Source organism: Pseudomonas sp. CCNWLW23, from assembly GCF_037095675.1.
In the GTDB taxonomy this organism is placed as follows: Bacteria; Pseudomonadota; Gammaproteobacteria; order Pseudomonadales; family Pseudomonadaceae; genus Aquipseudomonas; species Aquipseudomonas atacamensis.
This window is the reverse complement of sequence record NZ_JBAWKM010000007.1, coordinates 188383-208381: the sequence shown is the minus strand read 5'-3', so window position 1 is coordinate 208381 and position 19999 is coordinate 188383. Positions and strand designations below refer to the sequence as shown.

At 60.4% G+C, this 19999-nt stretch carries 19 protein-coding genes, 1 tRNA gene and 1 pseudogene; 20 read left to right on the top strand and 1 reads right to left on the bottom strand.

Annotation, left to right across the window (positions count from 1 at the left end):
* Window positions 1-181: 181 nt before the first annotated feature.
* The 18 genes and pseudogenes from V8J63_RS12050 to vapC all read left to right on the top strand — a co-directional run.
* A pseudogene (locus V8J63_RS12050) lies at window positions 182-399 on the top strand (acetyl-CoA sensor PanZ family protein); the annotation flags it as partial.
* A 78-nt stretch (window positions 400-477) separates the two neighbouring features.
* Window positions 478-2694, top strand: a complete 2217-nt coding sequence (locus V8J63_RS12045) for an AsmA family protein (RefSeq protein WP_123444047.1) — start codon at window positions 478-480, stop codon at window positions 2692-2694.
* On the top strand, window positions 2691-3758 hold the full coding sequence (gene mutY, locus V8J63_RS12040; protein ID WP_130902939.1) for an A/G-specific adenine glycosylase: 1068 nt from the start codon (window positions 2691-2693) through the stop codon (window positions 3756-3758). The genes V8J63_RS12045 and mutY overlap by 4 nt, the downstream gene beginning before the upstream one ends.
* Window positions 3755-4027 carry an oxidative damage protection protein gene (locus tag V8J63_RS12035; RefSeq protein WP_016772129.1) on the top strand — a complete coding sequence of 91 codons (273 nt, stop codon included), beginning with the start codon at window positions 3755-3757 and terminating at the stop codon, window positions 4025-4027. The genes mutY and V8J63_RS12035 overlap by 4 nt, the downstream gene beginning before the upstream one ends.
* A 91-nt stretch (window positions 4028-4118) precedes the next feature.
* Window positions 4119-4194: transfer RNA gene (locus V8J63_RS12030), tRNA-Phe, on the top strand.
* Window positions 4195-4600: 406 nt separating this feature from the next.
* Window positions 4601-5575: a 2,3-diaminopropionate biosynthesis protein SbnA gene (sbnA, locus tag V8J63_RS12025; protein ID WP_336464096.1), complete on the top strand. Its 975-nt coding sequence runs from the start codon at window positions 4601-4603 to the stop codon at window positions 5573-5575.
* A gap of 5 nt (window positions 5576-5580) precedes the next feature.
* Complete coding sequence (gene sbnB / locus V8J63_RS12020; RefSeq protein WP_313871340.1) at window positions 5581-6612, top strand: 2,3-diaminopropionate biosynthesis protein SbnB; 1032 nt, start codon at window positions 5581-5583, stop codon at window positions 6610-6612.
* The gene (locus V8J63_RS12015) at window positions 6606-8387 is read left to right on the top strand and encodes an FAD/NAD(P)-binding protein (protein ID WP_336464095.1); all 1782 of its coding nucleotides are present in this window, start codon (window positions 6606-6608) and stop codon (window positions 8385-8387) included. The genes sbnB and V8J63_RS12015 overlap by 7 nt, the downstream gene beginning before the upstream one ends.
* A complete protein-coding gene (locus tag V8J63_RS12010) occupies window positions 8384-8998 on the top strand; it encodes a glutathione S-transferase family protein (protein ID WP_071174102.1) in 615 nt (204 codons plus the stop codon). The genes V8J63_RS12015 and V8J63_RS12010 overlap by 4 nt, the downstream gene beginning before the upstream one ends.
* 15 nt (window positions 8999-9013) lie before the next feature.
* Window positions 9014-10438: an L-lactate permease gene (locus V8J63_RS12005; RefSeq protein ID WP_262140462.1), complete on the top strand. Its 1425-nt coding sequence runs from the start codon at window positions 9014-9016 to the stop codon at window positions 10436-10438.
* Between the two features lie 27 nt (window positions 10439-10465).
* Window positions 10466-11944, top strand: a complete 1479-nt coding sequence (locus tag V8J63_RS12000; RefSeq protein WP_336464094.1) for an aminotransferase-like domain-containing protein — start codon at window positions 10466-10468, stop codon at window positions 11942-11944.
* A 22-nt stretch (window positions 11945-11966) separates the two neighbouring features.
* A complete protein-coding gene (locus tag V8J63_RS11995; protein WP_336464093.1) occupies window positions 11967-12311 on the top strand; it encodes a hypothetical protein in 345 nt (114 codons plus the stop codon).
* A 279-nt stretch (window positions 12312-12590) separates the two neighbouring features.
* Complete coding sequence (locus V8J63_RS11990; RefSeq protein WP_122705202.1) at window positions 12591-13649, top strand: PDDEXK nuclease domain-containing protein; 1059 nt, start codon at window positions 12591-12593, stop codon at window positions 13647-13649.
* A 121-nt stretch (window positions 13650-13770) separates the two neighbouring features.
* The gene (locus V8J63_RS11985) at window positions 13771-14691 is read left to right on the top strand and encodes an alpha/beta hydrolase family protein (protein ID WP_442963523.1); all 921 of its coding nucleotides are present in this window, start codon (window positions 13771-13773) and stop codon (window positions 14689-14691) included.
* A 29-nt stretch (window positions 14692-14720) separates the two neighbouring features.
* Window positions 14721-15134: a hypothetical protein gene (locus V8J63_RS11980; protein WP_125925799.1), complete on the top strand. Its 414-nt coding sequence runs from the start codon at window positions 14721-14723 to the stop codon at window positions 15132-15134.
* A gap of 6 nt (window positions 15135-15140) precedes the next feature.
* Window positions 15141-15593, top strand: a complete 453-nt coding sequence (locus V8J63_RS11975; RefSeq protein WP_281120534.1) for a hypothetical protein — start codon at window positions 15141-15143, stop codon at window positions 15591-15593.
* Between the two features lie 165 nt (window positions 15594-15758).
* The gene (vapB, locus tag V8J63_RS11970; protein ID WP_024011210.1) at window positions 15759-15989 is read left to right on the top strand and encodes a type II toxin-antitoxin system VapB family antitoxin; all 231 of its coding nucleotides are present in this window, start codon (window positions 15759-15761) and stop codon (window positions 15987-15989) included.
* A complete protein-coding gene (gene vapC / locus V8J63_RS11965; RefSeq protein WP_016772140.1) occupies window positions 15989-16387 on the top strand; it encodes a type II toxin-antitoxin system tRNA(fMet)-specific endonuclease VapC in 399 nt (132 codons plus the stop codon). The genes vapB and vapC overlap by 1 nt, the downstream gene beginning before the upstream one ends.
* A 78-nt stretch (window positions 16388-16465) precedes the next feature.
* Here vapC and gabP read toward each other — a convergent pair whose 3' ends face one another.
* A complete protein-coding gene (gene gabP / locus V8J63_RS11960) occupies window positions 16466-17857 on the bottom strand; it encodes a GABA permease (protein WP_336464092.1) in 1392 nt (463 codons plus the stop codon).
* A gap of 543 nt (window positions 17858-18400) precedes the next feature.
* Here gabP and V8J63_RS11955 point away from each other — a divergent pair.
* Both V8J63_RS11955 and V8J63_RS11950 read left to right on the top strand, forming a co-directional pair.
* Window positions 18401-19174 carry an ABC transporter ATP-binding protein gene (locus V8J63_RS11955; protein ID WP_024011209.1) on the top strand — a complete coding sequence of 258 codons (774 nt, stop codon included), beginning with the start codon at window positions 18401-18403 and terminating at the stop codon, window positions 19172-19174.
* 13 nt (window positions 19175-19187) lie between these two features.
* On the top strand, window positions 19188-19940 hold the full coding sequence (locus V8J63_RS11950) for an ABC transporter substrate-binding protein (RefSeq protein WP_125925801.1): 753 nt from the start codon (window positions 19188-19190) through the stop codon (window positions 19938-19940).
* Window positions 19941-19999: the final 59 nt, after the last annotated feature.

Sequence of the window (19999 nt, the reverse complement as noted above, 5' to 3'; positions counted from 1 at the left end):
TCGGCCTTATGCACGCAGGCATGACCGTTTTTTTAGGTGAAGCTCCTTGAAGGCGCGACGTTAAGTCGCAGACGGGCGGACGAACTGGCGAAGGTTACCATTCTCAGGTGACAGAAAAACCAAACTGATATCACCTTTTTTCAAGTCATCTGTTCTCGTACGACTCGGGAAGCCGCCAACCCCGCGTCTGCAAAGGCACCACGCCGTTTGCTACTTGTCCCATTTATGCGTGCGAAAAGTTACCCGTCGCCTGGGCGTGACTGAACGACTGGTGAACCAAGCGCAAAAAATGGCGTCGCAAGCGTGGGCCGGATTGCACCCTCTGGCGCCCGCCGGGCATCCTCAAGCGCAGGCCCTGTGGCGAAGTTGCAGGTGCCGCCGCCGACCCTCGGCAGATGACGCCACACCGAACCGGGTGCCGGCAGCGCTATACTCCCCGGCCATATGACCAATTCGACTAACTACAAGGACTCGCCCATGAAAGCGTTCGGCAAAATCCTGGGTCTGGTACTTCTCGGGCTGTTGCTGATCATTGTGGCGGCAGGCTTTGCCCTGACCCACCTCTTCGATCCCAACGACTATAAAGACGAGATCCGCCAGATTGCCCGCGACAAGGCCCACATCGAGCTGACGCTCAATGGCGATATCGGCTGGAGCCTGTTCCCGTGGCTCGGCCTGGAATTGCACGAAGCCAGCGTCGCCACCCTGGCCAAACCTGCCGAACCGTTTGCCGACTTGCAGATGCTCGGCCTGTCCGTGCGCGTGCTGCCGCTGTTGCGCCGCGAAGTGCAGATGAGTGACGTGCGCGTCGAAGGCCTCAACCTGCGCCTGAACCGTGACAAGAACGGCCACGGCAACTGGGAAGACATCGGCAAGGTGCCCGTGGCGCCGGGCTCGACTCCACCGGCCACAGCGGGCGCGACCGCCAGCGAGCCGACCGTCGCCGTGGAAAAACCGGCGCAACCGATCCGCCTCGACATCGACAGCCTGACCGTCAACAACGCCCGCGTTGAATACACCGATGAGCTGACCGGCAAGCAGTTCAGCGCCGAAAGCATTCAACTGAGCACCGGCCCGGTACACGATTCGACCAATATCCCGGTGAAAGCCACCGCGTTCCTTGGCACCAACCAACCGGTGCTGCGCGTGCGCACCGAGCTCAACGGCGAGCTGCGCTTCGAGCGCGCCTTGCAGCGCTACAAGTTCGAAGACCTGAAGCTGACCGGCGAACTCGCTGGCGATCCGCTGCAAGGCAAAACCATGACCTTCTCTGCTCAGGGCCAGTTATTGCTGGACAAGGCAGCGAACGTCGCCGAATGGACCGGCATCAAAATTTCCGCCAACCAGCTGCGCGCCCTGGGCGAGCTGAAAGCCAACGACCTCGACAAGACGCCACAGATCAGCGGCGGCATTTCCATTGCCCAGTTCGATCTGGCGAAATTCGTCGACAGCATCGGCCAGACACTGCCGGCGATGGGCGAAGGCAGCCTGAGCAAGGTCGAACTGGTCAGCCGCGTTGCTGCCACTCCGACCAGCCTGTCGTTCGACAACATCAACCTGAAACTCGATGACAGCAGCTTCAGCGGCCGCATCGCCATCGAGGACTTCGCCAAACAGTCGCTGCGCGCGATTCTCAAGGCCGACACGTTCAACGTCGACCGCTACCTGCCACCGAAATCGGCTCAGGCTAACAACGCCACGCAAACCCGTCAGGCCGAAGTCGCCAGCACCGAGGCCGGCGCCGTCGCAGGCACCACGCCGCTGCCGGACAAACCGAGCAAAACCGCCTGGAGCACCGAGCGTCTGCTGCCGGTCGAACGCCTGGCCAAACTCGACGTGGACGCCGATCTGACTTTCGGCCAACTGACCCTCGACAAACTGCCGATCCAGAACGCCGCGCTCAAAGCCACCGGCCAGGGCGGCCTGCTGACGCTGACTAACCTGAGCGGTGATCTGTACAACGGCGGCTTCGTCGCCAACGGCACACTCGACGTGCGCCCAAGCGCGCCGGTACTGAACCTGCAGACCCGGCTCAATCGCGTCCCGGCGGAAAAAATTATCGAAAGCCAAGGCAAGAATCCGCCGGTCAAAGGTCTGGTAACGCTGACCAGCAGCCTCACCGGCAGCGGCAACAGCCAACAGGCGTTGATCGATACGCTGAACGGCAACGCCAGTTTCGTCATCAACAACGGCGTGCTGCTCAACGCCAACCTTGAACAGCAATTGTGCAAAGGCATCGCCACCCTCAATCGCAAATCCCTCAGCGGCGAGCCACGGGGCAAGGACACGCCGTTCGAAGAGCTCAAGGGCAACCTGACCGTGCGCAACGGCGTCGCCAGCAACCCCGACCTGAAAGTGCGCATCCCCGGCATGACGGTCAACGGTGACGGCGACATCGACCTGCGCGTGCTCGGCATGGATTACCGCGTCGGCATCATCGTCGAGGGCGACACCAGCGCCATGCCCGACCCGGCCTGTCAGGTCGGCGAGAAGTTCGTCGGCATCGAGTGGCCACTGCGCTGCCGTGGCCCGCTGGAACTGGGCGCCAAGGCCTGCCGCGTCGACAATGACCGTCTCGGTCAGGTCGCCAGCAAGATGGCTGGCAACAAGCTCAGCGAGAAAATCGACGAAAAACTGGGCGATAAAGTCAGCCCGGAATTGAAAGACGCGTTGAAGGGGCTGTTCAAGCGATGACAGCAGAGCAATTTTCCACGGCGGTGCTGGAGTGGTTCGACCGCCATGGCCGCCACGATTTGCCGTGGCAGCAGGACATCAATCCATATCGGGTCTGGGTGTCCGAGATCATGTTGCAGCAGACCCAGGTCAGCACCGTGCTCAATTACTTCGAACGCTTCATGGCGGCGCTGCCAACCGTCGATGCGCTGGCCGCAGCGCCGGAAGACGAGGTGCTGCACCTGTGGACCGGGTTGGGTTACTACACTCGCGCACGCAATCTGCAGAAGACCGCGAAGATCGTCGTCAGCCAGTACGCTGGCGAATTCCCGCGTGACGTGGAAAAACTCACCGAGCTGCCGGGCATCGGCCTGTCCACCGCCGGGGCGATCGCCAGCATCAGCATGGGCCTGCGCGCGCCAATCCTCGATGGCAACGTCAAACGCGTGCTGGCGCGCTTCACTGCGCAAGAGGGCTACCCCGGCGAACCGAAGGTGGCCAAACAACTCTGGGCCAACGCCGAGCGCTTCACCCCGCACGATCGGGTCAACGCCTACACCCAGGCGATGATGGATCTTGGCGCGACACTCTGCACGCGCAGCAAGCCGAGCTGTCTGCTGTGCCCGCTCAAGCGTGGCTGTGAAGCGCACATGCTTGGCCTGGAAACCCGTTATCCGATTCCCAAGCCGCGCAAGGCCATCCCGCAGAAACGCACGCTGATGCCAATGCTGGCCAACGGCGAAGGTGCGATTCTGCTTTATCGCCGCCCGTCGACGGGACTGTGGGGCGGTTTGTGGAGCCTGCCGGAACTGGACGACCTGGAAGATCTGCAGCATCTGGCCGATCAGCACTCGCTGACCATGGGCCAGCAGCAGGCGCTGCCGAGCCTGGTGCACACCTTCAGCCATTTCCAGCTGTCCATCGAACCGTGGCTGGTTCAGGTGCAGGAAGCCAGCCATCACGTGGCCGAGGCCGACTGGCTCTGGTATAACCTCGCCACCCCGCCGCGCCTGGGCCTTGCTGCCCCGGTCAAGACCTTGCTTGAGCGCGCGGCCGCCGTCTTGAATGCAGGAGAATCGCCATGACCCGCACCGTAATGTGCCGCAAGTACAAAGAAGAACTGCCCGCGCTGGAACGCGCCCCTTTCCCGGGTGCCAAGGGCCAGGACATTTTCGACCACGTCTCGGCCAAGGCCTGGGCCGACTGGCAGAAACACCAGACCCTGCTGATCAACGAAAAGCGCCTGAACATGATGAACGCCGAAGATCGCAAATACCTGCAGGGCGAAATGGACAAGTACTTCTCCGGCGAGGAATACGCCAAGGCCGAAGGCTACGTGCCGCCAGCCGAATAACCCGCAGATTTCGTAAGCGACGGAATTAATTTAAGAAATTTTCAAAAAGTCGTTGACGTAAATCCGAAAAACCCTTTTAATGCGCCCCGTTGCCCAGATAGCTCAGTCGGTAGAGCAGGGGATTGAAAATCCCCGTGTCGGCGGTTCGATTCCGTCTCTGGGCACCAAATACCGAAAACCCTGAATCGCAAGATTCAGGGTTTTTTTATGCCTGCGATTTGATCCACCTCCCCTCTTCCCCCTTCGATACACCCCTGCATTCCAGCTGTACTGGAAAAAAACCGAAATCTGTATCTCTCCGCGCAGATGGCGTTTCGCCAATACTTCACGCAAGCCTTGGCGAGCCAATGACTGGCTCTACTTTGCGCCCCGCAACACTCTGGACTCCTGTAGCCCTCAGAGCGCAAAACCTGATTTTTTGAATCGATCGGCGTCGCCCGCAAGGTCACTTCCTGTCCAGCAAAAAAATCTGAAACCCAACCCACAGGCGAACTGCAGTTAGTGCTTTTCAAACATTCCAGGATGAATGCTGGCGCCCCCGTGCGCCCGGCAAAAGAGCGAAACGGACGACGTATGATCAAGCAACTTATCAATGAAGACAGTTATGTGCAGATCGGCGATCTTTGCAGTGCAACGATCCAGCTGAAAATCGAAGGACTGAATCCTGCCGGCTCCATCAAGCTGAAGACCGCGCACGCGCTGATCACTGATCTTGAAGTCCGCGGACTGATCAACCACAAGACCCGCCTTATCGAATCCTCATCGGGGAATCTGGGCGTTGCGCTGGCCATGGTTTGCGCCGCCAAGGGTTACCAGTTCGTTTGCGTAATCGACCCGAATATTTCCGCGCCGAACCGCAAGCTGATTCACGCCCTTGGCGCGCAATTGCTCATGGTCGATCAGCGTGACGAGAACGGCGGTTACCTGAATTCGCGGATTCGTCTGATCAAGCAACTGGTCGCTGACAACGCCGACTACATCTGGCTCAACCAGTACAAGAACCCGACCAACCCCCTCGCTCACTATCAAGCGACTGCCAGGTCCATCGCGCGCAAATTTGCGCACGTGGATTACCTGTTCGTCGGCGCGGGTACCACCGGCACGCTGATGGGCTGCAAGAACTACTTCGCCGAACATCATCCGCAGACCAAAGTCATTGCCGTCGATACTGTCGGCTCGGTGACGTTCGGCCTGCCGGGCGGCACGCGCCATATTCCGGGGCTCGGCACCAGCCGCCTGCCGGAGATATTCGAGTCGTCGGGCATTCACGACTTCCTGTCGATTCCCGAGGAACAGACGATCAAGGTCTGCCGTTGGCTGGCGCAACGCTACGGCCTGCTCTTCGGCGGCTCCACCGGCACTGTGCTCGCCGGCATCCGCCAGTGGGCGCCGCATATCCGGCCCGACGATGTCGTGGTGGCGATCTCCCCCGACATGGGTGAGCGCTATCTCGAAACCATCTATTCCGACGACTGGGTCACCCAGCGGATCGGCGCAACCGCACTGCAGCCCCTCTTCCCTGAAATCGCTCTGGCACTCTCGGCGTAATCCTCATGACCACACAGAATCCGATCCAGCCGTTCCACGTCATCCCCGGCGCTGTCGTCAAAGACATCCTCAACGGGCTGCGGCATGCAACCATCGACATGGTGGCGCAGACCTACCTGACCCACGAGCGTGGCGAAACCGTTAACCCCGACAGTTATTTCCTGCGTTTCCCTGCACAACCGGCGAACCGGATCATTGCGCTGCCGGCGGCCATCGTCGACAGCGAGGGCGATCAATCCGTCTCCGGGATCAAGTGGATTGCCAGTTATCCCGACAACATCAAGTCAGGCATTCCGCGCGCATCTGCGGTGCTGATTCTCAACGATCCCGAGACCGGTTACCCCTACGCGCTGCTCGAAGGTGCACTGATCAGTGCCGTGCGCACGGCAGCCTCGGCAGTCTTGGGTGCCTGGTGGCTGAATGGCCAGAACCGCCACGCGGCGACACTTTCGATCATTGGTGGCGGGGTAATCTCAAGAAATATCCTCGAGACTTTCGTCGCCGACGACTGGTCCTTCGACAGCGTGGGCATTCACGATCTCAACGCGGAATCGGCACAAGCCCTCGCGGAATTTGGTGAACAACTGGGCCTGCCGGATGTACGCCTGCTGTCGCTCGAAGAAGCACTGACTGCCGACATCGTGGTGTTCGCCACCAGCGCGGGCGAGCCGTACGTAAAAGGCCAGGGCACGTTCCGCCCGGGGCAGATTGTTCTGAACATCTCGCTGCGGGATATCGGCGCCGAAATCATCGAGGAAAGTTACAACTACTTCGACGACATCACCCATTGCCTGAAGGCCAATACCTCACCGCATCTGGCCGAGCAGCAATACGGCCATCGCGACTTTGTCACCGGCACAGTGGCGCAGCTGATTCGGGGTGACCTGCATGTCGCCCAGGACAAACCGCTGATCTATTCGCCATTCGGCATGGGCATTCTCGATCTCGCGATTGGCCGGATGATCCACGACATTGCGGTGGCGGCCGGTACGGCAATTGCCATCCCGTCATTTTTTGGCGAGGAGCGCAGATGGTGAAGGCGCCTGTGCACATCGGCCTGATCGGCTGCGGTTCGCGCGGATTGTCGGTATTCGAGCGCCTGTTGAGCCGCGCCGAGGAACGCCCGCAACAACCGATGGTCATCGACATCTTCGAGCCCAACGTGCTCGGCAGCGGCGCGCACTGGCCCGATCAACCGGACTACCTGTTGCTCAACACCGTCGCCGGTCAGCTCGGGGGATTTCCCGACGCAGCAGCGTTCGGTGATCTGACCGACGCCCGGGAACGGCCAGGGCCGGACTTTCTCGCGTGGTGCCGAGCACAGCGCGTCAAGGTTGACCCCGACAGCGGCCTGCTCGCCGCCGACGGTCGCGACGTCGAGCCGGAGGATTTTCTGCCACGGCACCTGCTCGGCGCTTATCTGGCCGACGCCTTCACGCGGATCCTCACGACCGCACCCGCCTGGGTAACGGTCAATCTGCATCGGCATCAGGTCACGGCGGTCGAGCGCAACGAGAACCAGCAATACCTTCTGCTAACCGCCGACGGCGCTGCGGTGACGGTGGATCGTCTGGTGCTGACGGTTGGCCACACCGGACGCCTGCGCCTGGCGGGGCAGAACCGGGTCGACAACGTTTACCCGCTGCCGGGCAGCCTCACCACCGTTGAGCCCGGCGAAACGGTGTTAATCGAAGGGTTGGGCCTGGGCGCCATGGACACCCTGGCGGCGCTGACGGCTGGCAGAGGCGGGATCTACAAACCCATGGCCGATGGCAGTCACACTTACCAGCCGTCGGGTCAGGAGCCGGTGATCTTCATTCAGTCGCGGGACGGGCTGCCGTTTCGCACGCGTCCCAACGGTTTGATCGGCTGCCCACGCCATAACGCCGTGTTGCTGACCAGCGAGCGCATCGAGTCGTTGCGGGTCAACGCGCACAACCGCCGGCTGGATTTCGAACGGGACATTCTGCCGCTGATGCTGCTGGAGATGCGTGCCGCTGCGGTCGCCGTTCTGCATAAACCCTCAGCGCCACAACAGCTGCTTGAGCAGCTCAGAACCGTCAGCGTTGCCGGCCCAGCAGGTGTTGTCGCCTGCGAAGCTTTGCTGCGCGAGTTCGAAGCGATTGCCGGGGCAATCAATCCGCTGGAGCTGATCTGCCACGCACTGCCCGACAGCGTGACGCCGTACAACTATCACGCGTGGATTTACGACACCCTCGAAGCCGACTTGCATGAAGCACGCCTGGGGCGAGGCACGTCGCCGATCAAAGCCGCCATTGAAGTCTGGCGCGACTTGCGTGACCGGCTGCGTGAGGCGGTGGATTTCGACGGGCTCACCGAAGATTCGCATCGGCAGTTCTATGGCCGTTGGCACAAAGCGATCAATCGTCTGGTCGCCGGCCCGCAGAAGGAGCGCCACGCCGATCTGCTCGCGCTGTGTGATGCCGGTTTGCTGACCTTCCTCAAGCCGGGCTCACGCCCGGCTATCGAACGCTTCAAGCGCGTCGCCGGCTACGTCCAGAGCAGCGGCGTCACCCACAGCGACTGCGCGCCGGTGCGCGACCTCGCGCGCCTGGGCCTTGTGCGTCCGCGCACCGATGTGCCGGGCATCGACGGCATCGATGTCGACGCGGCGTGCAACCCAAGGTCGAACAGCGGCGAAGCGGTGCATGACATCTGGGTGCTGGGACCGCTCGCCGAAGGCTCCTGTTATTACAACCACTACGTCACCTCGGCGGGCGCACCTTCGCGGCTGTTCATGGACGCCCATCGAGTCGCCACCGCCATCCTTGAGACAGGAACTCGCGCATGAAACTCTACTATCAGACGCATTCGCCGTACGCCCGCAAGGTACTGGTGCTGGCTCACGAACTTGGCATCGCATCGAGCCTTGAGGTGATACATCACGAGACCAGCCCGACTTCACCGAACGCGACCATTTACCAGGCCAACCCTTTGGGTAAAGTGCCGGTGCTGATGCTGCCGGACGACAGCGCACTGTTCGATTCAATCGTGATTTGCGAATACCTCGATGACCTGAGCGGTGGTGGAAAATTCATCCCGGCAAGCGGCCCCGAGCGCTACAAGGCGCTGCGCCTGCAGGCATTGGCGCAGGGCATGTGCGACGTCGGCATCAAGCTGCGCTGGGAAGTCGAGCGGCGCCCCGAGGCTTTGCGCTATCCGGCGTACGCGGACGGCCAGGCTTACAAACTCAAGGAGGCGTATCGCTTCATCGAAGAGCATGTCGACCTCAATGGCCCGATCACCGTCGGCCACATCGCCTTGGCGACGGCCCTGGACTGGATCGCTTTCCGTCAACTCTCGGACTTCTCGGCGCAGGCTCGCCTGAGCGAGTGGTATCAGACGTTCTGTCAGCGCGCGTCCATGCGGGCGACCGAGTACAGCGGACAGACGCACGACTAGGCCAAGGAAAACGCTATGAGCTCTCTATTGCTGCAAATGTCACCGATCGCGCTGGTGATCGCGCTGATCCTGATCCTCCGGCGTCCACCAGTACAGGCGGCGCTGGCCGGTGTGGTACTGGTGCTGGTGCTGTGGGCTCTGGGCGCTGCCGGGCCGGTGTCGGCGGCGATCTCCTCGGCGATATTTCAGGACACTACGATCCTGTTTCTCAGCACCGCGTGCGTCATCGTCCCAGGGCTGGCCTTCGTCATTCTGGTCGAGCGCGGCGGCGCACCACAGGCCATCGGCGCGTGGGTCAAGGAACTCGGCTGGACACCCCCGGCGCAGGTGATTTTCATCGTGCTGGGCCTGGCGCCGCTGCTGGAAGCGATGACCGGCTTCGGCGTTTCGCTGATCGCCACGGTGCCGCTGCTGATGGGGCTTTTCACTCGCCAATCGGGGATGAAAATTGCCCTCGCCGGCATGGTCATCATGCCGTGGGGCACACTGGGTCTGGCAACGGTGATCGGTGCCCTGCTGGCGCATTTGCCGGCGCAAACCCTCGGCAGCCATTCGGCGCTGATCAGCGCGCCAGTGTTCCTCTGCCTGGCGTCGCTGGCCTTGTGGCAGGCCGGCATCCGCAAGATGACAGCGTGGCTGGGGCTGCTTGTCGTGACTGCCCTGTTCGTTGCCGTGCTGTTTGGCGTCAACCTGTGGCTCGGCCCGGAAGTTTCCGGTGTGCTGGCCGGGCTGGCCGTGGCTTGCGTCGGCCTGGGCATCTCCTGGGCGCAACGGAAAAAACTGGTGCGCTGGCCGAGCGCGGCATGGCCTTATCTGGCCTTGCTGGGAGTGATTGTGGCGTCGCGCGGACTGTTCGTGCTGTCGGGCTGGGATGGCCTGTGGGTTGTCAGGGGCGAACACGTTTCATGGAAGCCGCTGGCGTCTCCAGGGCTGGCGCTGCTGATCGTGACCGTGCTGATGGCGTTCAGGCAAACCGCGAGCGCGGGTTTCCCGTGGCCAGCGCTGTTCAACCGGGCGAAGTTTCCGGTCACGACAATCTTCCTGTTCCTGCTGCTCTCCCAGGTGATGGTCAACGCCGGATTCCTTGTCGAGGCGCAAAGCGCGTTGCAATCCATGTCGGGTATTTCGCTGGCGCCGACGATCGCCCTGCTGGCAGGGATTGCCGGCTATGTCACCGGCTCCAACGTCGGCGGCAACACGCTGGTGATGCCGTCCATTGCCGCGCTGAGCAGCGAACACGGGGCGTGGCTGGCGGCAATGGTCAACAGCGCCGCCGGCCATGGCGCACTTGGCTCGCTGTCGATCCTGTCATTGATCACCGGACTTGCCGGTGCCAACCGCCAGGAAGAAAACAGCCTGATCCGCTTCGCCTTCGGTCTGGTGGCGCTGAACATCGTCATAGTTGCTGCAACGGGGATCGTTTTGCTCTACTTTCTGTGAATTGTTTCGAATCATCACAGAGAACTTATGGACAGGTTTGATTTGCCGGACAAGCGCTGGCGGATAGTCAAGGACTGGATTATTCGCCAGATCGACAGCGGTGACCTGGCGGCCGAAGCGAAACTGCCGTCAATCCGCGTTCTGGCGCGGATGTTCGAGACCAGCATCACCACGGTGCAGCGGGCGCTGGCCGACCTCGAGGCCGACGCCTACGTCACGACGGTGCCGCGCGTCGGCTACTTCGTCTCGGCGTCAGGACGGGCAAAACCGTCCGGCGCTTTCGACTTTTCCAGTGTCACCGTCAACGTCAATCATGCGGTGGTCGCGATGCTCTCCGAAGCAGCGTCGCGCACCACTGCATCGCTGAATTCGGCGGTTCTGCACAGCGATCTCACGCCCAACGTGTTGCTCAACAAATGCCTCTCGGTGCTGGCCGCCAGGACTGACAACGCGCTGAGCGGTCTGGTCGCGCCACCCGGCCTGCCAGCGCTGCGACGGCGCATCGCCGGGCTGATGCTGACCCGCGGCGTAGTCTGCGGGCCGGACGACATTCTGGTTACCTCGGGCGACACCATCGCTCTGGAACTGGCCCTCGAAGCCGTCGCGTCGAAAGGCGCTACAGTCGCCATCGAAACCCCGACTTATTACGGCATCCTGCAGACCATCGAACGCTTGGGCATGCGCGCCTTGCCGATCCGCACCGACGGCCGCACGGGGCTGGATGTCGATCATCTGGAAGAAGCGCTGAAACAGAAAAAAGTCGCAGTGATCTTTCTCAACCCGACGCTGCAGAATCCGCGTGGCTTCATCATGCCCGACGAAGCGCGCGCGCGACTTTCAAACATCGCCCGGGAAGCGGATGTGCCAATCATCGAAGACGACATCTTCTTCGACCTGGTGCCCGAAGCTGATCGACCGCGCGCCCTCAAGAGCTACGACAGCAGCGGCCAGACGATTTACTGCTCGTCCTTTTCGAAAACCATCGCGCCGGGTTATCGCGTCGGCTGGTGTCTGGCCGGCAAATACCGCAATGCCATCCTCGCGCAGATGTTTTCGCGCAACCTGGCCGTTTCCAGCCTGGCGCAAAATGTTCTCAATGAATTCATCGGCCGTGGCTACATGGACGAGCACTGCGCCAGATTGAGGTCGCAACTCTCTTCGCTGGCGAGTTTTGTCGAAGCGCTGGTACGCACGGATTTCCCGATCGGCACCCTCTACGTCCCACCGCGCGGCGGCTTCATCCACTGGATCGAAATGCCGGCACACACCGACATGCCGACGCTGCAGCAATTGGCCACGGAGCGTGGTTGCCACGTGGCTGGCAGCGGCATCTTTTTCGCCGACGGCCAGGCTTCCACAGGCGTGCGCATCTGCCTCGGCACTGCGCTGACGCCGGCGGTGATCGGCATTCTCAAGGTGATCGCTGAATGCGCCCATCTTGCCGCACGCCCGACGAGCCTGCGGCAGATGCCGACTGAACAATTGCAAGAGCCGGCAGTTTCCTGACCGGCTCACGCGAGCCTCGCTTATGAATCAGAAAAGAACCCGTATTCGCTTGCCGCATCCTCCGCCGTATCGCCCGAGCCGCTGGACATTCTGGCTGACGGTGCTCGCGGGAGTGCTGATCGCCTTTGCCGTGTGTCTTTCGATCTACATGCTTATCGAAAGCTGGATCAGCGGTTCCATCACCACCAACAATCGCGGACCGCGCAGCACCTACACCTTGGCACTGCAACCTCGGCGATACTGGTTCGAGTTCGTTTGGCAGAGCTTCTGGACGGCGTTCATGTTGGCCATCGGTGTGTTCGGGCTGTGGGTTTATCGCAAAGGGCGGATGCGTGAGCAGAGGCCGAAGGGCAAGCGCTCGCGATGATGCAACTGGGGCGCTTTTTTGAAGCAGCCTCTTACCTGCCTGTTCTTTCATTCCAGCGCAACACCAGATCGCTCACCGCAGCGCTGCCAACTCTGCGGCGATTGACTGGGCAAAAGTACGAAATGGACTACGGACATTTACCCTGTTACGCGCCTTCCGGTGGCAATGTCCTGCAACGCCTGTCCCACCCTTCCTTCCGAACTCGCAGGTTCGCCCGACATACCTGCGCCGCCTTCCCCGGCATGCTTGCGTCTCTGTTTCCAGAATGCGGAAGACCCGATGAGCCAGCTCAAACCTGCTGATACGCAAGACCATAAAATCGATTCACTGCTGGGCGAACTGGGCGAGCTGATTCGCCAGGCGCGGCAAAAAGTGCTACGCGCGGTCGATACGATTCAGGTGCAGACTTGTTGGCAAATCGGCCGGCATATCGTCGAGTTTGAACAACAGGGAGCCCAACGTGCGGGATATGGGAAAAAATTGATTGGCCTACTGGCTAAGGATCTGACCGGGCAATTCGGGAAAGGGTTTGATGAAACCAATTTGTGGAAGATGCGCCTGTTTTATCAAAAATTTCCAATTCGAGACGCACTGCGTCCCGAATTGAGCTGGACCCACTACCGCCGCCTGCTACGCGTCGAAAGCGAGAAAGCGCGCCTGTGGTACATGAACGAATGCGCCGACCTCAACTGGTCAAGCCGCGCCCTTGATCGTCAGATCCTGACGCTCTACTACGAGCGCCTGCTGATGAGTCAGGACAAAGCCGAGGTGGTCGAGGAAGCCACGACCAACATCGACGCGATGAAATGCAATCCGCGGGAATTCATTCGCGATCCGGTCATGCTCGAATTCCTCGGCCTGCCCTCGGCAGGCAAAGTCAGGGAAAGCGGACTCGAACAAGCACTCATCGACCACTTGCAAAGCTTTCTGCTTGAACTTGGCAAAGGCTTTTCCTTTGTCGCCCGCCAACAACGCATCAGCACTGACGGCGTCGACCTCTATATCGATCTGGTGTTCTACAACTACCTGCTCAAGTGCTTCGTGATCATCGACCTGAAACGCGGCAAGCTCAGCGCCCGCGATGTCGGGCAGATGGACATGTATGTGCGCATGTACGACGAGCTCAAGCGCAGCGAAGGTGACAAGCCAACCGTCGGTATCATTCTGAGCGCGGAAAGCAATGACTCGGTGGCGCGCTATTCCATGCTCAAAGGCAATGAGCAACTGTTCGCCAGCAGCTACAAGACGATACTGCCGAGCGAAGAAGAGTTACGTGCTGAACTCAACCGCGAACAGGCATTGATCGAAGAACGCATGCTCATTCAATCCAGTGAATGAACCGGCCGGATTGTTCTTGATCAGCGCGGCGACTATGGTTGGCACCTAACCGCCGAGGTCAAGCGCCATGGGCAGCAAGCCCCCATTCGAGTTGGAAGACGCAGAGTTGAGCCAACCAGTTTTGACTGCATCTGAAGGCACGTCCTTCAAGGAAACTGCCGACGACGGCTACGCACTCGGCGGCTTCACCTGGCGCCACAGTTCGCCCGATCCTCAGCGCCCGGTGGTCATCATCAACGCCGCCACCTCGGTGCGCTGTCGGCACTATTCACGGTTCGCGGCCTACCTGTTCAACCATGGCTGCGATGTGATGACCTACGATTACCGGGGCATTGGCGAATCACGCAGCGAATCGATCAAAGGGCTGCGCGCTTCGTGGACTGACTGGGGCGCGCTGGATTTCGAAGCGATGCTCAAACGCGCGCAGCAGGAGTTTCCCGGTCAGCCAATCGATGTGGTTGGCCACAGCTTCGGTGGTTGCGCGGCGGGCTTGGCGGAGTCGGGCAAAGTGATCCGACGGTTGGTAACCGTCGGTGCGCAGTTCGCTTATTGGCGCGATTACGCCCCTGAACAGCGCTGGCGGATGTTCGGCAAGTGGCATGTAGTCATGCCTTTGATGGCGCTGCTCTGCGGCTATTTCCCCGGCAAACGGCTAGGTTGGCTGGAGGACACGCCAACTGGCGTAGTCTGCGACTGGAGCACACCCACTGCACGGTTCGAGGATCGTCCAAGCGGTCGGGTGCTGATGAAAAAGGCGGGCGCCCTGCCCTTCGATGGCGTCCGCGCGCAGACCCTCGCCATCAGCCTCAGCGATGATCCTTACGGAACGATCCCGGCGATCGAACGCCTGCTCGGCTACTTCAGCAACGCGGCAAAAACCCATCTGCGCATTGCGCCGCAGGACATCGGCGAACGACAAGTCGGACATTTCGGCTTTTTTCGCAGCGCATACCAAGCCACACTATGGCCCATTGCTCTGACCTGGCTGCAGACCGGCGCACTGGCCGCCGATACACCCGGCCGACAAGTGCCACGCAGCTGAGCCCCTCTCAACGCACGACGGAACACATCATGGCCTCCGCCAACAAGCAGCAAAAACGCGCCACCCGGGCCAAAGCCAAGGCCAAGCAGAACCGCACCAAGCGTGCCGAAGCGCCGGTCGAGCTGGACCCGAACGACGACCGCATCGATTTCGAATCGGTGGACCTGACCGAGCTGTTCAAGAAAATGATCGACGCCCAGAAGATCAGCCAACAGGCCATGTGCACCGCGTTCCTTGAAGATCCGCTGCTGGAACTGGTCTATGAGCAGGAAGGTGAGGAAGGCGCGATGGATTTCATCCTCGCCGCGCTGATCGAGTATCGCCAGTGGTCGCAGGAAACCGACGAGGCTGGCGCACTGGCGTGGATCGAATCCCCGGCATTCCAGGCTGACTATGTAGCGGCATCCGACGCGATCGCCGCACAAACCCAACAGAAGAACTGAGCTCCCATGGCATCCCTGAACAAGCAACAGAAACGCGCCAAACGCGCCAAGGCCAAAGCCAAGCAAATCCGCATGGTCGGGCGCAAACCGCTGGATCAGGACGAAGACCTCGGCCACCTCGCCGAGCCGATCCCGGAATACACCCTGGCGATGTTCAGCAAAATGCGTGACGCCGAAGCGGTCAGTCGCGACGAAATGCTGCTGACCCTGCTGCGCGAACTGGCCTTCATCATCGTCGACCATCCTGAACTGCTCGACATGGAAAACGCCGACAACGAAGGCATGGCCGCCACCCACCTGGCCGCCGACATGCTCATCGACTACCGCATGTGGGCCGACGGCATGACCATCGAACAAGCCCAGGCCTGGCTGAGCGAGCCGCAGTTCATCACTGATTTCGGCGTGGCGCTGGATGCTTATGGCAAGTCGGTAGAGCCCCAGGCAGACAAGAGCGAATAAGCCCTTCTCAGAAACAAAAAACGGCCGCTAGTCATCCCTGACAGCGGCCGTTTTTGTTTGGATGGCCTAGCTACTCTTTGTCCGGTGACGATGTATATCCCATTGACATATCCCCAGCACGATCTATCCTGAGCTAATCACAGGAACAGACCCGGGAGCTCGAATATGGAGCAGACCACAATTTTCATGAGCAACAGAAGTCAGGCAGTCCGACTGCCAAAGGCAGTTGCGATGCCCGGCGACGTTAAACGAGTGGAAGTCATCGCGATTGGCAGAACACGCGTCATTACGCCTGCTGGAGAAAGCTGGGATAGCTGGTTTGATGGCGACAGCGTCAGCCCTGATTTCATGGCTAACCGTGAGCAACCCACTGAACAGGAGCGCGAGTCGTTCTGATGATCAAGTACATGCTGGATACAAATATCTGCATCTTCACCATCAAGAACAAACCACAAATTGTCCGGGAAGCCTTCAATCGACATTCCGGGCAGTTGTGCATCAGCGCTATCACGCTTATGGAGCTTATTTACGGTGCTGAAAAGTCGGCGGCCCCGGAGAAAAATCTGGCAATTGTTGAAGGATTTGTCGCGCGACTGGATGTCTTGCCTTTCGATAACGACGCAGCCGCACAGGCCGGGATGGTTCGATCTGAACTCGCGAAGGCTGGAACGCCGATCGGGCCATACGACCAAATGATCGCTGGCCACGCACGCTCACTTGGACTCATTGTAGTGACGAACAACGTACGGGAGTTTCAACGCGTTTCCGGTTTGCGAATCGAGGACTGGGTTTAACCTGACTGGAAAGCTCAGAAACAAAAACGGCCGCTAGTCATCCCTGACAGCGGCCGTTTTTACATCACGCGTTACGACTCAGTTCAACACCACCGCACCACGCTTCTCCAGCTTGCGACGGCGCGACACCAGCAGACCAGCCGCTACCACCATAAGGCTCAGCAGACCGGTGGCGAGGATTTCCACGCGGTGGGCTTCCTGGAACAGCATGATGGTCAGCGCGGCGACAATGAAGATGATCACCGCCCAGGTCAGACCCGGGAACAGCCACATGCTGAAGACGATTTTTTCGCCGCGCGCCATGCGCTGTTTCCGCATGCGCAGTTGCGAGAAGGCGATCACCAGGTACACCAGCAGGGCGATGGCGCCGGAGCTGGCCAGGAGGAACTCAAACACCGCTGCCGGAGCCACATAGTTGGCGAAGGTGCAGAGGAACGCAGCGCCGGTGGACAGCATCACCGCCCAGTAAGGCGTGCCGCTCTTGTTGGTGCGGGTCGACATGGCCGGGGCATCGCCGCGCTTGCCGAGGGAGAACAGCATGCGCGACGAGGTGTACAGCGCCGAGTTCAGGCAACTGGTCACCGCCACCAGTACGACGATGTCGACGATCATCTTCGCGTTGGGAATGCCCATGCGCTCAAGTACGGTCTGATAGGAGCCGAGGTTGGCCAGGGTAGGATCGTTCCACGGCACCAGCGCCACCACGATGAAAATCGAAACCAGATAGAACAGGCCGATCCGCCAGATCACTGAGTTGGTGGCCTTGGAGATCTGCTTGCCTGGGTCCTTCGATTCCGCCGCCGCGATGGTGACGATCTCGGTGCCCATGAACGAGAACATGGTGGTCAGGATCGCGCCCAGCACAGCGCCCATGCCGTTGGGCAGGAAGCCGCCACTGTCGAACAGATGCGACACACCGCTGACTTGACTGGTCGGCAGGAAACCGAAAATCGCCGCCAGACCGAGGCCGATGAAGCCGATGATCGCCAGCACCTTGATCAGGGCGAACCAGAACTCGAACTCGCCGTAATTCTTCACGCTGAACAGGTTGGTCACGGTCAGCAGCATGGTGATCACCAGCGCGAAAGCCCAAATGCCGACACCCGGGAACCACGCGTGCAGGATGGTCGCGGCGGCGTTGGCTTCCAGCGGAATCACCAACACCCAGAACCACCAGTACAGCCAGCCGATGGTGAATCCGGCCCAGTGACCGATCGCGCGATCAGCGTAAGTCGAGAACGAACCGGTGTCCGGCGAAGCCACGGCCATCTCGCCGAGCATGCGCATCACCAGCACCACCAGAGTACCGGCAGCGGCGTAGGCCAGCAGCACGGCCGGGCCGGCGGCAGCGATGGCGTGGCCGGAGCCGACGAACAGACCGGCGCCGATCACACCGGCGATCGACAACATGGTCACATGACGCGGTTTGAGCCCCTGTTCGAGGCCTGTGGAGCTTGGGGTACTGCTCATAGAGACTACCTTTGCAAGGAAAGCGAGTGCGTCCGGCGCGTCTGAAAATTCTTTCTCGTAAAAAGAATCCAACGGCCTGTTCCTTATTCTGCACGCAATATTTGCGCCAAAATGTTTCAAGTCCTTGAGTGCCGGGGGCTCCGGCATCCGATGCAAGTCATTGAGTTTAATGGCTATTCGCCAGAACGTTACCCGGCGACTCACTTTCAAGACGAATCAGCGCACCAGAAACACACAGAAAAAGTGTGCGGCGCACAGAAAAAGGGCGAATAAGGAACGTTCGGCCGGATAGCGCTTCCAACACCCCGCCAAAGCTGGCAACATCGCGCCTTTTTTTACGCGGCACCCACGGGTTTGCATGATCAAACACCCGTTCGGTTGTTGATGGGGCGACAGTCTGCTGCGCCGATGCGACAACCCGCCACATGCCACCCGTTTACCGCTCGTAGCGCTGTTGGCTGCCATTGAAACGCTATGCTAGCTTGGCCGCCTCGCCAGGAAGGCCCGCCAACAGCAGGAGCGCAACATATATGAGGAACGCACATGGCTGAGGCCACGCCCGCGCTGGAAATCCGCAACTTGCACAAACGCTACGGACAGCTGGAGGTGCTCAAAGGCATCTCGCTGACCGCCCGCGACGGCGACGTGATCTCGATCCTCGGCTCTTCCGGTTCCGGCAAGTCCACGTTCCTGCGTTGCATCAACCTGCTGGAAAACCCGCACCAGGGCCAGATCCTGGTGGCCGGTGAAGAACTCAAGCTCAAGGCCGCGAAGAACGGCGAACTGGTCGCCGCCGACGGCAAGCAGATCAATCGCCTGCGCTCGGAGATTGGTTTTGTATTTCAAAACTTTAATCTGTGGCCGCACATGAGCGTGCTCGACAACGTTATCGAGGCCCCGCGCCGCGTGCTCGGCCAGAGCAAGGCCGAGGCCATCGAAGTCGCCGAAGCGTTGCTCGCCAAGGTCGGCATCGCTGACAAGCGCCACGCCTACCCGGCGCAATTGTCCGGTGGTCAGCAACAACGCGCCGCCATCGCCCGCACGCTGGCAATGCAGCCGAAAGTGATCCTGTTCGACGAACCGACCTCCGCGCTTGACCCGGAAATGGTTCAGGAAGTACTTAGTGTCATCCGCGCATTGGCCGAAGAAGGCCGCACCATGCTGCTCGTGACCCACGAAATGGGCTTCGCCCGCCAGGTCTCCAGCGAAGTGGTGTTCCTTCATCAGGGCCTTATAGAAGAGCAAGGATCGCCACAGCAGGTGTTCGACAACCCGCTTTCGGCGCGCTGCAAACAATTCATGTCCAGCAACCGCTAACGGAGCAACATGCATGCAGAATTTCAAAAAGGTCTTCCTGGCCGCCGCCGTCACCCTCGCATTCAGCGCCGGTGCCATGGCTGAAACCCTGAAGATGGGCATCGAAGCGGCCTACCCGCCGTTCAACAATAAAGACGCCAGCGGCCAAGTGGTCGGCTTCGACAAGGAAATCGGCGACGCCCTGTGCGCGAAGATGAAAGCCGAATGCTCCGTCGTCACTTCCGACTGGGACGGCATCATTCCAGCCCTGAACGCGAAGAAATTCGACTTCCTGATCTCCTCGCTGTCGATCACCGAAGAGCGCAAAGGCGCGGTGGACTTCACCGATCCGTACTACTCGAACAAGCTGCAGTTCATCGCACCGAAAAACGTCGATTTCAAAACCGACAAGGACTCGCTCAAGGGCAAGACCATCGGCACCCAGCGCGCAACGCTGGCCGGCACCTGGCTGGAAGACACCTACGGTGACGACATCAAGGTCAGCCTCTACGACACCCAGGAAAACGCCTACCTCGACCTGACCTCCGGTCGTGTCGACGCGATCCTTGCCGACAAGTACGCCAACTATGACTGGCTGAAAAGCGACGCCGGCAAGGACTACGAGTTCAAGGGCGACCCGGTGGTGGAAAGCGACAAGATCGGCATCGCCGTGCGCAAGGGTGACAACGAGCTGCGCAACAAGCTGAACGCAGCCCTCAAGGAAATCGTCGCTGACGGTACCTACAAGAAAATCAACGACAAGTACTTCCCGTTCAGCATCTATTGATCTGACCTGTGGGACCGGCGCCGTGATCAAGCGGCACCGGCTCCCGACTTTGCCTGCCG

Excerpts from the sequence above, each read along its gene's own strand:
- mutY (WP_130902939.1), top strand. The coding sequence starts at position 2,691 with ATGACAGCAGAGCAATTTTCCACGGCGGTGCTGGAGTGGTTCGACCGC.
- V8J63_RS11955 (WP_024011209.1), top strand. The coding sequence starts at position 18,401 with ATGGCTGAGGCCACGCCCGCGCTGGAAATCCGCAACTTGCACAAACGC.
- V8J63_RS11990 (WP_122705202.1), top strand. The coding sequence starts at position 12,591 with ATGAGCCAGCTCAAACCTGCTGATACGCAAGACCATAAAATCGATTCA.
- V8J63_RS12005 (WP_262140462.1), top strand. The coding sequence starts at position 9,014 with ATGAGCTCTCTATTGCTGCAAATGTCACCGATCGCGCTGGTGATCGCG.
- sbnA (WP_336464096.1), top strand. The coding sequence starts at position 4,601 with ATGATCAAGCAACTTATCAATGAAGACAGTTATGTGCAGATCGGCGAT.
- V8J63_RS12035 (WP_016772129.1), top strand. The coding sequence starts at position 3,755 with ATGACCCGCACCGTAATGTGCCGCAAGTACAAAGAAGAACTGCCCGCG.
- gabP (WP_336464092.1), bottom strand. The coding sequence starts at position 17,857 with ATGAGCAGTACCCCAAGCTCCACAGGCCTCGAACAGGGGCTCAAACCG.
- vapC (WP_016772140.1), top strand. The coding sequence starts at position 15,989 with ATGATCAAGTACATGCTGGATACAAATATCTGCATCTTCACCATCAAG.
- V8J63_RS12000 (WP_336464094.1), top strand. The coding sequence starts at position 10,466 with ATGGACAGGTTTGATTTGCCGGACAAGCGCTGGCGGATAGTCAAGGAC.
- V8J63_RS11975 (WP_281120534.1), top strand. The coding sequence starts at position 15,141 with ATGGCATCCCTGAACAAGCAACAGAAACGCGCCAAACGCGCCAAGGCC.
- V8J63_RS12045 (WP_123444047.1), top strand. The coding sequence starts at position 478 with ATGAAAGCGTTCGGCAAAATCCTGGGTCTGGTACTTCTCGGGCTGTTG.
- V8J63_RS11995 (WP_336464093.1), top strand. The coding sequence starts at position 11,967 with ATGAATCAGAAAAGAACCCGTATTCGCTTGCCGCATCCTCCGCCGTAT.
- V8J63_RS12010 (WP_071174102.1), top strand. The coding sequence starts at position 8,384 with ATGAAACTCTACTATCAGACGCATTCGCCGTACGCCCGCAAGGTACTG.
- V8J63_RS11950 (WP_125925801.1), top strand. The coding sequence starts at position 19,188 with ATGCAGAATTTCAAAAAGGTCTTCCTGGCCGCCGCCGTCACCCTCGCA.
- vapB (WP_024011210.1), top strand. The coding sequence starts at position 15,759 with ATGGAGCAGACCACAATTTTCATGAGCAACAGAAGTCAGGCAGTCCGA.
- sbnB (WP_313871340.1), top strand. The coding sequence starts at position 5,581 with ATGACCACACAGAATCCGATCCAGCCGTTCCACGTCATCCCCGGCGCT.
- V8J63_RS12015 (WP_336464095.1), top strand. The coding sequence starts at position 6,606 with ATGGTGAAGGCGCCTGTGCACATCGGCCTGATCGGCTGCGGTTCGCGC.
- V8J63_RS11980 (WP_125925799.1), top strand. The coding sequence starts at position 14,721 with ATGGCCTCCGCCAACAAGCAGCAAAAACGCGCCACCCGGGCCAAAGCC.